Origin of the sequence: Acidisoma sp. (assembly GCF_965199065.1) — a bacterium.
In the GTDB taxonomy this organism is placed as follows: domain Bacteria; phylum Pseudomonadota; class Alphaproteobacteria; order Acetobacterales; family Acetobacteraceae; genus Acidisoma.
On sequence record NZ_CBDAQN010000003.1, the window covers coordinates 1,112,219 to 1,124,527 of the forward strand.

General features: G+C 66.1%; 12 protein-coding genes. 10 read left to right on the forward strand and 2 right to left on the reverse strand.

Translation table 11 applies throughout. The annotated features are described in order from the left end of the window. Positions 1 to 51: 51 nt before the first annotated feature. From tal to ACOEQ1_RS13305, 8 genes are all read left to right on the forward strand, one after another. Entirely contained in the window at positions 52 to 1,134 is a 1,083-nt protein-coding gene (gene tal, locus ACOEQ1_RS13270) for a transaldolase (protein ID WP_419759717.1), read from the forward strand. A gap of 51 nt (positions 1,135 to 1,185) precedes the next feature. Then, the gene (locus ACOEQ1_RS13275; protein WP_419759718.1) at positions 1,186 to 2,148 is read left to right on the forward strand and encodes a LysR family transcriptional regulator; all 963 of its coding nucleotides are present in this window, start codon (positions 1,186 to 1,188) and stop codon (positions 2,146 to 2,148) included. A 77-nt stretch (positions 2,149 to 2,225) separates the two neighbouring features. Then, positions 2,226 to 3,176, forward strand: a complete 951-nt coding sequence (locus ACOEQ1_RS13280) for a fatty acid desaturase (protein ID WP_419759719.1) — start codon at positions 2,226 to 2,228, stop codon at positions 3,174 to 3,176. Next, positions 3,173 to 4,021, forward strand: coding sequence for a sugar phosphate isomerase/epimerase family protein (locus ACOEQ1_RS13285; RefSeq protein ID WP_419759720.1), 849 nt, complete (start codon positions 3,173 to 3,175; stop codon positions 4,019 to 4,021). Before ACOEQ1_RS13280 ends, ACOEQ1_RS13285 begins: the two co-directional genes overlap by 4 nt. A 13-nt stretch (positions 4,022 to 4,034) precedes the next feature. Then, positions 4,035 to 5,153 carry an ABC transporter substrate-binding protein gene (locus tag ACOEQ1_RS13290; protein ID WP_419759721.1) on the forward strand — a complete coding sequence of 373 codons (1,119 nt, stop codon included), beginning with the start codon at positions 4,035 to 4,037 and terminating at the stop codon, positions 5,151 to 5,153. Positions 5,154 to 5,168: 15 nt separating this feature from the next. Beyond that, on the forward strand, positions 5,169 to 5,996 hold the full coding sequence (locus ACOEQ1_RS13295; protein ID WP_419759722.1) for an ABC transporter permease: 828 nt from the start codon (positions 5,169 to 5,171) through the stop codon (positions 5,994 to 5,996). Further along, positions 5,993 to 6,802, forward strand: a complete 810-nt coding sequence (locus ACOEQ1_RS13300; RefSeq protein WP_419759723.1) for an ABC transporter permease — start codon at positions 5,993 to 5,995, stop codon at positions 6,800 to 6,802. Before ACOEQ1_RS13295 ends, ACOEQ1_RS13300 begins: the two co-directional genes overlap by 4 nt. Next, positions 6,799 to 7,887 carry an ABC transporter ATP-binding protein gene (locus tag ACOEQ1_RS13305; RefSeq protein WP_419759724.1) on the forward strand — a complete coding sequence of 363 codons (1,089 nt, stop codon included), beginning with the start codon at positions 6,799 to 6,801 and terminating at the stop codon, positions 7,885 to 7,887. Before ACOEQ1_RS13300 ends, ACOEQ1_RS13305 begins: the two co-directional genes overlap by 4 nt. A 12-nt stretch (positions 7,888 to 7,899) precedes the next feature. Here ACOEQ1_RS13305 and ACOEQ1_RS13310 read toward each other — a convergent pair whose 3' ends face one another. After that, a complete protein-coding gene (locus ACOEQ1_RS13310) occupies positions 7,900 to 8,040 on the reverse strand; it encodes a DUF6726 family protein (protein ID WP_419759725.1) in 141 nt (46 codons plus the stop codon). 58 nt (positions 8,041 to 8,098) lie between these two features. After that, positions 8,099 to 8,575, reverse strand: coding sequence for a DUF2721 domain-containing protein (locus tag ACOEQ1_RS13315; protein ID WP_419759726.1), 477 nt, complete (start codon positions 8,573 to 8,575; stop codon positions 8,099 to 8,101). A 304-nt stretch (positions 8,576 to 8,879) separates the two neighbouring features. Between ACOEQ1_RS13315 and ACOEQ1_RS13320 the strand changes: the two genes are divergently transcribed. Beyond that, positions 8,880 to 9,950 (forward strand): GNAT family N-acetyltransferase, encoded by a 1,071-nt coding sequence (locus ACOEQ1_RS13320; protein ID WP_419759727.1) that lies wholly within the window; start codon positions 8,880 to 8,882, stop codon positions 9,948 to 9,950. A gap of 141 nt (positions 9,951 to 10,091) precedes the next feature. After that, a complete protein-coding gene (locus ACOEQ1_RS13325; protein ID WP_419759728.1) occupies positions 10,092 to 12,185 on the forward strand; it encodes a catalase in 2,094 nt (697 codons plus the stop codon). Positions 12,186 to 12,309: the final 124 nt, after the last annotated feature.

Genomic DNA, 12,309 nt, shown 5'->3' on the forward strand with positions numbered 1-12,309 from the left:
AAGAATTACGTGCCGCGCCGAATTTCGGCAAACAATATAAGGACCCGATCCATGGCATCGACCGCACCCCGCGAACTCAACAAGCTGGGCCAGAGCCTGTGGCTGGACAACATCACGCGCGACCTTCTCGATAGCGGCACGCTGAAGGGCTACATCGAGACCAAGTCGGTGACCGGCCTCACGTCGAATCCGACCATCTTCGACAACGCAATCTCCAAGAGTAAGTGGTACGACGAAGAGATCCTCCGCCAGCTCGACCAGGGCCACAAAGGCGAGAAGCTTTTCTTCAAACTCGCCATCCAGGATCTTTCCCGCGCCGCCGAGCTGTTCCTGCCGGTCTACGAGAGCACCGGGACGGTGGACGGCTTCGTCTCGCTGGAGGTCTCGCCGCTGTTCGCCTACGACACCCAGGCAACCGTGAAGCAGGCCCAGGAGCTGCACGCCGAGGCCGGGGTGCCCAATCTCTTCATCAAGATTCCCGGCACCACAGAAGGTCTGCCGGCAATCGAAGAGGCGATCTACGCCGGCGTCCCGGTCAACGTGACGCTGCTCTTCTCGACCGACCAGTACATCGCCGCCGCCGAGGCGTACATGAAGGGCCTCGAGCGCCGCGCGGCCGAAGGCAAGTCCACCGACGTGCGCTCCGTCGCCTCGCTCTTCATCAGCCGCTGGGACACGCCGGTGGCGGACAAGGTGCCGGCCGAGATCAAGAACACGCTGGGCCTCGCCGTCGGCCAGCAGGCTTACGCAGCCTACCGCGACGTGCTCGAGAGCGACCGCTTCCAGCGCCTGCAGAACCTCGGCGCGCGGCCGCAGCGTCTGCTGTTCGCCAGCACCGGCACCAAGGACAAGGCGGCGTCCGACATCCTCTACATCAAGGGTCTGGCCGCGCCGAACACGGTGAACACGATGCCCGAGGGCACGCTGCTGGCCTTCGCCGATCACGGCGAGGTAGGCGAGGTGATCCCGCGCCACGGCGGCGACTTCTCCAAGGTGCTCAAGGCGCATCAGGATGCCGGCATCGACCTCACCGAACTCTCGCACACGCTGCAGTCCGAGGGCGCGAAGGGCTTCGTCAAGTCCTGGCACGAGCTCATGGAAGCCATCGAGTCCAAGAGCAAGGTGCTCACCTGACAGGAACGCGGCTAAGGTCTCCGCGGTGTCAAACCGCGGGGACAGCCGGCCATGTCGACCGTCTTCCAGGGCCAGCTTGGCGAAACGGACCTCCGCCTGCTGCGCGTCTTCAATACCGTCGCTGAGAAAGGCGGCTTTACCGCCGCCGAAGTGACCCTCGGCAAGAGCAAGTCCGCGATCAGCGCCGACGTGTCGGCATTAGAGACGCGGCTGGGCCTCACGCTCTGCCAGCGCGGACGCGGGGGCTTTGCGCTCACGGCCGAAGGCGTCCAGGTGCGGGACGCAACGCTCCGTCTGCTCGCCGACCTCGACAGCTTCCGCGACCAGGTGAACCTGGCGCGCGGCCATCTCTCGGGCACGCTGACGCTACACGTCACCGACAACATCGTGACCTATGGTGAAAGCCCACTTGTTCATGTGCTGGGTGACTTCGCCCATAGGCACCCGGACGTTTTCATCCAGGTCGCCTCCGCACCCGCCAGCGAGGTGGAGCAGGCGGTGCTGGATGGCCGTGCCGCCATCGGCGTCTCCGTGCTGCCCCGGCTGGTGCCCGCGCTCGACCTCGTGCCGCTGTTCCAGGAGACGCTGCATCTGTTTTGCGGCGCGCGGCACCCGCTGTTCGAGGTGCCGGCGGACCGGCTGACGCCCGAGGTGATCGGCGCATGCCGGGTGGTGGAGGTTTCGGCCGGCGCGACCGGCCCGCTCTGGCCGGTCTGGCGTGAACATCTGCGGTTTTCCGCTCATGCCGGAAGCATCGACGCCCGCGCCATCCTGTTGCTGAGCGGCGCGTTCCTCGGATTTCTACCCCCCGACTATGCCGCGCCCTGGGTGCGCGAGGGCCAGATGCGCGCGCTCAACCCGGAGCGGCTGCACCTCACCAACATTTTCCACGTGATGACGCGGCGTGCGACGCCTCCCGGACTCATTGCCGAGGAGTTCAAGGCGATGCTGGTGGCGGCCTATGCTGCGGAAACAGGCGAGTTGCCCGAAATGAGGCCAACAGCCGCCGGCTGAAGTTCAGTTCGCCCATTCGCTAACCATCACGGCAAAGCGATGCGCTATAGCCTCCTGATCTGGTGGGGGATGGGCGGATGCAGGACTGGACTTCGGCGCGGGGCGCCAAAGTGGTGCCGGCGCCCGTGCTCAAGTCGCTCAGCACGCGGTCGGATCTGCGGGGGCTGGTCCAGCTCGGCAGCCAACTGTTGGCAATCGCGCTCTGCATCGTGCTGATAGAAATGCTCATGCCGCGCCTCTGGGCGCTTCTCCCGTTTGCGGCGCTCGGTATCCTGCTCAACTGCCTCTACGCCGGCCAGCACGAGACCAGTCACCGCACCGCCTTCCGCGCACGCTGGCTGAACGACTGGGTGGGCGCCGCGATCGGCTTCCTCTCGATCTACCCGGCGCGCTGGGACCGCTACTTCCACTTTGCCCATCATCGCAACACGCAGGACCCGGCTCGCGACCCCGAACTGCTGTCGCGCGGGGCCTACACGCCGACCTCCTACGCGCTCTACATCGTCGGCATCACCTACTGGTACGCCCGCGCGCGCAACACCGCGCGGATCGCCACCGGCCGGCTGCCGGCCTACTCGTTGAGCTACCTCACCCCAGAGCAGCGCCACGAGGTCATGCTCGAGGCGCGGTGGCATCTGGCGGGCTACGGCGCGATCCTCGCCGCGTCGCTCGCCCTCCATAGCTGGGCAGCGGTCATCTTCTGGCTCGCGCCGATGATGCTGTTCAAGTGGGTGCACAACCTGCAGAACACCGGCGAGCACACATGCCTCACGCATGAGCAGGACACGCTGCGCAACACGCGCACGCTGCGCGGGCCGTGGCTGGTGCGCTGGCTGGTGTGGAACATGTCCTACCACACCGCGCATCACACCTTCCCCGGCATCCCCTTCTTCGCGCTGCCGGAACTCAACCGCGAAATCCAGACGCGGCTCGGCGAGCCGCTGCCCGGTGCCGGCTACATCGGCGCACAGGTCGAGATCGCGACGACCCTGCTGCGGGACGGCGACCGCATGGAAGTGCCCGCTTGAAGCTTGAGGTTTTCCAGGCCCTTTGGGCCATGCAGCAGCGGCGGCCGGGAGTGCCCGAACGTCCGGTTGAAGAGAGCTTCGAGATGATCGCCGCAGCCGGCTACGACGGCGTCGGCATCGACCTCGGCGTGACCCCGCTGGAGGAGGCGCAGGCGCTCGGGCCGCTGTTGCAGCGCTATAATCTGGGGTGCCTCGTCACCGCCTTCGTCAAGACCATGGACGGCCTCGGTCCGGTGCTCGACCTCGCCCGCCGTCTCGACGCTCGCCACGTCAACCTCATCGGGCAGGTCATGCCGCTGAATGTGGAGGCGACGGTGCCTGTCGCGCGCCGCTGGATGGAGATGGCAGAGGCCGCGGGCGTTTCGCTGCAGTTCGAGACGCATCGCAACAGCATCACCAACGACATGTTCGCGACGTTGCAACTGCTCGACGCCGTGCCGGAGATGGTGATCTCCGCCGATCTCTCGCACTACGTGGTCGGGCGCGAGTTCGACTGCCCGCCGGATGCGCGGACCGAGGGGCATGTTGCTCGTCTTTTGGCACGCTCCGGCTCGTTTCAGGGGCGCATCGCCTCGCGCCAGCAGATCCAGGTGCCCTTCGGCTTCCCGCAATACGCGAAGTGGCTGGGCGTTTTCCTGGCGTGGTGGGAGGCGGGCTTTCGCCAGTGGCGGCGGCACGGTTCTTGCGGTTCCACAACGGGCGTTCTCAACTTTCTCTGCGAACTGGGTCCGCATGAATACGCAATGACCGGCCCTGACGGGTGCGAGCTGTCCGACCGGTGGGAGGAGGCGCTCATCTTGAAGGCCCACGCCCGCCGCCTCTGGTCCGCCCTCGAAACCGAATAAAGGATCTCGCCGCATGAGCCTGCAACGTCCAAGCTTTGGACAGGATCTCGCCCTACTCGCGCAGCAGGAGATGGCGGCGGGCCGCCTCGGGCGCCGCGATTTCGTCCGGCTGATAGGCGCGCTCGGCCTCGGCGCCGGTGCCGCGACAGTCGCCGGTAGCCGCGCCGCCTTTGCCGACACGAAGGAGATCACGGTCGCCAACTTCGGTGGCGATGCGCTGGCGGCCTGGGCCACGGCCTGGGGCGATCCCTTCACCAAGGACACGGGCATCAAGGTGCATCTCGACGGCTCCGGTCCGCTGCCGAGCAACATCAAGCAGCAGGTGCAGGCGAACAACGTCATCTGGGACGTGTCGGACGGCGACGGCTATTACGGCATCCAGCTGGGCGACGCCGGTTTCCTCGACCCCATCGACTACACCATCGTCGACAAGGCAAAGGTGTGGCCGAACTTCGCCTGGAAGTGGGGCGTCAGCGACTACGTCTACAGCTACGTCCTTGCCTACGACACGACCAAAGTGAAGGGCGTGCCGACCTGGGCGGATTTCTTCGACCTCCAGAAGTATCCAGGCAAGCGTTCGACCTGGAAGTATTTCATGGGTACCGGCGAGCCGATCCTGCTCGCCGACGGTGTGGCGCCCGACAAGCTCTACCCGATGGACATGGACCGCATCATCAAGAAGGCGAAGACGCTCGGCGACAACCTGATCCTCTGGGATTCGGGCGCGTCGTCCCAGCAGATGTTCATGGACAGCGAGGTCACCATGGCCTGCATCTGGAACACCCGGGCAAGCGTGCTCAAGCGCGACACCAAGGGGCGCGTCGACTACACCTTCAACCAGGGCATTCGCACTCCGGGCGCCATGACAATCCCCAAGGGCGTGAAGGACCCGGCGGCTTCAAACAAGTTCATCGCCTCCTGCCAGGATCCGGCGCGGCAGCTGGTTCTGCTGAAGCTGCTCGGCAACGGGCCGGCAAACCCTGCCGCATCCAAGATGGCGACGGGCGATTTGGCGGCTATGGACCCCAGCAGCCCGGCCAACATCGGTTTACAGATCAACCGCGACGAGGAGTGGTACGCGAAGCACTACGACGATGCGGTCGGGCAATGGCTGGATGCGATGTCCGGCTAGTTCGCTTTGAGGTCCGTGCTGAAGCTCGACCGGTATTGGCTGTTGCTGGTGCCGGTCGTGATCCTTCTCGGTGTGTTCTACCTATATCCGCTCGTGCGGGTGTTGTTGCTGAGCGTCACCGACCCTGAGGTCGGCATCGGCAACTTCGAGCGCCTTGTCATCTACCACGGGCCGCGGCGGGTGATGTTCAACACCTTCCGCATCTGCGCCATCACGACGGTCATTTCCGTCTCCGTCGCCTATCTTCTCGCCTGCGTCATGGTTCATGCGCCGCCCCGGCGTCGCCGCATCATGCTGGCGCTGGTCCTGCTGACGTTGTGGATTTCGGTGCTCGTGCGCGCTTTCGCGTGGCTCATTCTGCTCGACGACAACGGCGTGGTGAACAACACGCTGCGCGCCGTGGGGTTGATCTCTCAGCCGCTCGCCTTGGTGCGCAACGAGACCGGCGTATTGATCGGCATGGTGCATTATCTGCTGCCCTATGCTGTGCTGCCGCTGATCGCCGCCATGCAGGCGATCGACCCTGCGCTGATCCGCGCGAGCCACAGCCTGGGCGCCGGGCGCGTCCGGACCTTCCTCTCCATCTTCGTGCCGCTGACGCTGCCGGGCATCGCGGCGGCGGCGGTCATCGTGTTCGTCTTCAGCCTCGGCTTCTTCATCACGCCGTCGATCCTTGGCGGCGGCCGCGTCGTCATGCTCGCCGAATATGTGAGCGTGACCGTGCTGGAAGAATTGCGTTGGGGCTTTGCCGCCGCTCAGGCGGTGGTGCTGCTGGTGCTGACGTTCCTGGTTCTGGGGATTGCCGGCCGCTTGCTCGGCACGCGCCGGATCCTGCCGTCATGAGGCGCGTCGACTGGACCACGCTCCCGTTTCGCATCCTCGCCTGGCTGGTGCTGGTATTCCTGGCAGCGCCGATGCTCGTGGTGTTCCCGGTCTCCGTCACGCCGAACCGCTGGATCTCGCTGCCCTCGGGCGGCATCTCCTTCAGTCATTACGCCGCCGTCTTCGCCTCCGCCGACTGGCTGTCCGCGATCGGCCAGAGCGTGGTGATCGCGACGCTCACCATGATCGCGGCGGTCGCCATCGGCACCGCGACCGCCATCACCGCGTGGAGGATGGCCGGGCATTGGGTCATTCCCGCTTTGCGCATCCTCGTGCTGCTGCCACTCATCGTGCCGTCGGTGGTGTCGGCGCTCGGCATGTATCGCGTCTGGGTCGATTTCGGCATCTTCGACAGCTGGCTCGGCATCGTCATCGCGCACACCATCCTGGCGACGCCCTTCGTGTTCCTGACCGTGACCGCGTCCCTCGCCAATACCGACCGCCGCATCGAGCAGGCGAGCCGAACGCTCGGCGCCGGCGCTTTCCGCACCGCCTGGGCGATCCTGGTGCCCGCCGCGCGGCCCGGCATCATGGCCGGCGCGGTATTTGCCTTCATCACCTCCTGGGACGAGATCGTGGTGACGATGTTCGTCACCGCCCGGCACATCTTCACCCTGCCCCGCATGATCTTCGAGGAGATCCATGACAATCTCGACCCCGCCGTCGCCGCCGTCTCGGCCATGATGATGCTGGTCACGGTCGTCGTCGCGGCGGCACTCCTGTGGCGCGATCTCCGCGGCACCGCCCCCACGCCCGAGAAGACATGACCGCGCACGCCCTCGGCCTGCGCGGCCTCACCAAGCGCTACCAGGGGACGGTCGCGATCGACGACCTCTCGCTCGACGTCGCGGCGGGCGAGTTTCTGACGCTGCTCGGCCCGTCGGGTTCGGGCAAGACGACGGTGCTCATGGCGATTGCCGGTTTCGTCCAGCCGACCTCTGGCGAGATCCTGCTCGACGGCCGGCCGATCACCGCGCTGCCGCCCGAGGCGCGGGAGTTCGGCGTCGTGTTCCAGGGCTATGCCCTCTTTCCGCACATGACGGTGGCGGAGAACGTCGCCTACCCGCTGAAGGTCCGCCGCGTGCCGAAAGCGGAGCGGGAGAGGCGCGTGCGGGAGACGCTCGAACTCGTGCAACTCGGGCATCTCGAAGACCGCCGGCCGGCGCAGCTTTCGGGCGGCCAGCAGCAGCGCGTGGCGCTGGCCCGGGCGCTGGTGTTCCGCCCCAACCTGCTCCTGCTCGACGAACCGCTTTCGGCGCTCGACAAAAGCCTGCGGACGGAGCTGCAGATCGAACTCAAGCGCCTGCACGCGCGGATCGGGACCACCTTCGTCAACGTCACGCATGACCAGGAGGAGGCGATCACCATGTCCGACCGCATCGCCATCATGCGCGGCGGACGGCTGATGCAGATGGGCTCGCCGGCGGAGCTGTTCGAGCGTCCCGGCTCGCGTTTCGTCGCGGGCTTTCTCGGCCGCAGCAATTTCCTCGAGGCGCGGGTGACGGCGACGGGCAACGCGGTGACGCTGGAGTGCCAGGGAGCGCCCTTGCATCAGGCGCTCGCGCCCGGCTGGATTCCCGTGGTGGGCGAGACCGTCGTCCTGGCGCTCCGCCCGAACAAGATCATGGTCCTGAACGATCACGAGGACGCGGCGAATGTGGTCACCGGGCGCATCACCACGGCCCTCTATGCCGGCACCGTCATGCAACTGGTGGTGGAGACGCCCGTTCATCCGGCGCTGGAAGTGAGCCTGGCGATCCGGGGTGCGGATGGGCTGCCGGCGGAAGGCGATTTGCTCCGCCTAGGCTGGGGGTTGAGCGCCGCGGTCCCGGTCACGCCTGACGCTAACTAGCCTCGCCCGCCGTCAGGGATCGATCACGTTGCCACAGGCGTTCGTAGGCGTGGCCGCCGCGCCGCCCACGACTGGCACCGAGCCTACCGCCGCCGAGGTGATCCGGCAGGGTGCCGCAAGGATCGAGCAGCCCGACAGGGCGAGTAGCGTCATGAGCAGTAGGCAGCGCATGGACGCAATATGGGCGAGCTGGCAGCCGCTTCCAGAGTGTTCACTTGGGTCGCGGCATCGGGCCGTCCTGCCTGATGCCATGCCAGGCCAGCAGAGTGTCGACGAGGAAGGCCGCCAAGCCGCCAACGACGCAAAGCAGCGCGAAGCCGAAGGAGATCACCAGCCAGGAAGCCACGCCCTTGTTCTGCACGCCGCCCAGAAACAGGATGCAGACGGTGCCGCAGGTCGCAGCGCCACCCAGCGCCGTCAGCGCCATGGCCGCGTCCAGCGCCTGAAGACGGTGCCTCAGCCGAGCCTGATGAGCCACGAGCCGGCTGCGGTCCTCATCATCTTCGGCCGCCCTGAGCAGTTCCTCCGTATGCTCGGCATGATCCGACACGTAGGCCAGGCGGGTGTTGAACACGCCAAGCAATGTGGCCGCGCCGGTCAATAGAAAGATTGGCGTGAGGGCGACCTGCACGATGTGCGCCGTGTTGTCGATGGCGTCGCTCGAGACAATAGAAGCAACAGATACCAACGCGGCCCTCCTCTGGCGGCGATAGAGACGGCTATGCCGCCCGGTCGCGCACCGCGTTCCCGCGCCCGGAGGAAGCCCGCCATACGCCAATGCGCCGGGCAATGGAATGGCGCCTCCGGCCCGATCGGCGGCCGTTCTCCTGAAGCATCGGCGACCGCCCGGCGATTCCAGAGCCAGTCACAGCCGTAAAGCAGGCCTTTGCGTGCAGTAGAGCGCGTCTCCGCTACTGCTATTTGTCTAATTGCCGCGCGGCCCGCTCGAAGCTCTTTTGCACATCTACTCAAGAGCTGATGGTGAGTCGTCAATGGCCAGTCTGTCGCCTCTGCCCGATGCCGAGGTAGAGGATTCCAACGCGAAACCGACGGACCGCAAGCGGGCCGGCGCCCGCCCGCAGTCTGCCCGGGGCGATGCACCGGCCAAGCCCGCCCGCTCGCCTGCGCCCAAATTTCCGGTGGCGACGATCTTTCATGAGCCCTGGTGGCTCTCCGCCGCAAGCGACGGCGCCTACGAGGAGGCGGTCTATACCGCAGACAATGTGGTCATCGGGCGCCTGCCCTACCTCCGCCAGCGCAAGATCGGGTGGCAGACGGCGCTGGTGATGCCGACGATGACCCATGTGCTGGGCCCGTCGCTGTCCGCCGACGTGCCGTCAGGCGAGCGCGGCCGCTCCCTTCGCCGGTTCACGATCAGCAGCGCGCTCATCGCCCAACTCCCGCAGGCTGGGCACACCTGGTTCGCGCTGCATCGGCGCGAGACGGAGACGCTGGCCTTCGAGGCCGCCGGCTTCTCCACCGGCGTTCGTTTCACGGTCGAGATTCAACCCAGCACGCCCGACCGCCTGTGGCGCGAGATGCGGGACAAGACGCGCAACGTGATCCGTCGCGCGCAGGAAAGCCTCATCCCGCAGGCCATCGACGATCCTGCGCTGTTCTTCGAGTTCTACCAGGAGAACCTGCGGCAGCGCGGCATCCGGAACCACTATGACCTGCGGATCCGGACGAACATGGTCGCGGCCTGCCTGGAGCACGGACGCGGCCGCATCCTGGTGGCCAGCGATGCGACGGGCTCCCCGCAAGCCGCCATCTTCACGGCCTGGGACGATGAGGCGGAATACTACCTCATGTCGACCAGGGCGCCGGATTCCGGCAACGGCGCGATCAGCCTGCTGATCTGGACGGCCATCCAGGATGCGGCGGCGGCCGGCAGGATCTTCGACCTGGACGGCGTCGACAGCCGGACGAACCACATGCTCCTGACCGGTTTCGGCGGCACCCTCCGGCCACGCTATCTCGTGAGCCGTACCTCCACCGGCTTTCAGGTGGCGCAGTCCCTCAAGACGCAAATGACCAAGCTGCGAGGTCTGAAGACGCGCTGAGAGGTCCCCGATCTGTCCCGGCCTCCGGGGGCAGATCGGTCTCCGGCCAAGGCACGCCGCTGCCAGCCGCGAAACTTCGAATTGAAAGCGCCCGGGCGCGGCTCATATCGAGGCGGTCAGTAACAAGGACGGAGGTTCGAGATGACTGTCTCGCGTCGAGACAAGGCCAGCCATGCGGCGGCCGCTGCAACCGCGCCGGCGGAGGTGCATCAGGTCGCCGGAGGCTCCCACCCCGACCTCACGACGAATTCAGGCGTGGTTATCGCCGACGCTCAGAACTCGCTGACGGCGGGAGCGCGCGGACCGGCCCTCCTCGAAGACTTCGTCCTGCGTGAGAAGATCATGCATTTCGACCACGAGCGCATCCCGGAGCGCGTCGTTCACGCCCGCGGCTATGCCGCGCATGGCTACTTCGAAGTGACGAACCCGCTCGCCGACCACAGCCGCGCCGATCTGTTCCAGCGCGCCGGGTCGAGGGTTCCGGTGTTCGCCCGCTTCTCCACGGTGGCTGGCAACAAGGGCTCAGGCGATCTCGCCCGCGATGTGCGCGGCTTCGCCGTCAAGTTCTATACCGAGGAAGGCAACTGGGACCTCGTCGGCAACAACATCCCGGTGTTCTTCATTCAGGACGCCATCAAGTTCCCGGACCTCATCCACTCGGTGAAGCAGGAGCCGGACCGCGGATTTCCGCAGGCGCAGTCGGCGCACGACACATTCTACGACTTCATCTCGCTGACCCCCGAGGCGATGCACATGATGATGTGGGTGATGTCGGATCGCGGCATCCCGCGGTCGATGCGCATGATGGAGGGGTTCGGCGTCCACACCTACCGCCTCGTCAACGCGAGCGGCCAATCCACCTTCGTGAAGTTCCACTGGCGCCCGAAGATCGGGTCGCGGTCGGTGATCTGGGACGAGGCGCTGAAGATCAACGGCGCCGATCCGGATTTCCATCGCCGCGATCTCTGGAACGCCATCGAGAGCGGCGACTTCCCCGAGTGGGAGCTGTCGGTCCAAATGTTCGATCAAGACTTCGCCGACAAGTTCCCGTTCGATATCCTCGACGCGACGAAGCTGATCCCGGAGGAGTTGGTGCCGCTCCGGCCGGTCGGACGCATGGTTCTTGACCAGAACGTGAAGAACTTCTTCGCGGAGACCGAGCAGGTCGCGTTCTGCACCGCAAACATCGTGCCCGGCATCGATTTCAGCGACGACCCGTTGCTGCAGGGCCGCAACTTCTCCTACTTCGATACGCAGCTTACGCGTCTCGGCGGCCCCAACTTCAACCAGATCCCGATCAACCAGCCGCGCTGCCCCATGGCCAACTTCCAGCGCGACGGCCACATGCAGATGCAGGTTCCGGCGGGACGGGTAAACTACGAGCCCAACAGCCTCGGAGTGAACACGCCTCGGGAGAACCCCAAGACCGGTTATCATAGCTTTCCGCAGCCGGTGGAGGGCCCGAAGGTTCGCCATCGGTCCGAGACCTTCGCCGATCATTTCAGCCAGGCCCGCCAGTTCTTCGACAGCCAGACCAAGCCGGAGCAGGATCATATCGTTGCGGCGCTGGTGTTCGAGCTAAGCAAGGTCGAGACGGTCGAGATCCGGCAGGCCATGCTGGCGCAGCTGGCAAACATCCGGCAGGACCTTTCCGACCGCATCGCCCGCGGCCTTGAGATGGAGAGCGTGTCGCCCGCGGCGGCGGCCCGGCCAACGCGTACCGACCTGCCGGTCTCTCCGGCACTCAGCCTTCTGGCCAAGGCGCCAAAGAGTCTGGACGGCTGCCGGGTCGGCATCCTGATCGACGAGGGCAGCGACATATCGCTGGTCGAGGCCCTGCAGACGGCCATTCAGAAAAACGGTGGACAGCTTGCGCTTGTGGCGCCCCGCGTTGGCACCGCAACGGCTGCGCTCTCTGGTTTGCCGCCTGCCAACTACTACCAGCTGGCCGGCGGATCGTCGGTGTTGTTCGATGCCGTGGCTGTCATCGTGACCCCCGACGCGGCACAGCGCCTATCGAAGCAGCCTGCGGCATTGCAGTGGGTGATGGACGCTTATTCGCACCTGAAGGTAATCGGCCATACGCCGGGAGCGCTGCCGCTGCTTCAGGCGGCCGGCGTCGGGCAGGATCAGGGCGTCGTCGGGCTGGAGCCCGCTGCTGCATCGGGCTTCGCGGAGATCGCCGCGACCGGGCGGATCTGGGCCCGCGAGCCCCTGCTTCGTCCGGTGCCGTAGCCGGCGCATACCGCAGAGCGTGGAGAGGCACACCGGCGCCCCCTCAGGAGCGCCGGTATTCCTCAAGGCGCCAATGTCGCGGGGACAAACGTGCCAGTGAACAGGAAGGCCGCAAGGACCAGAG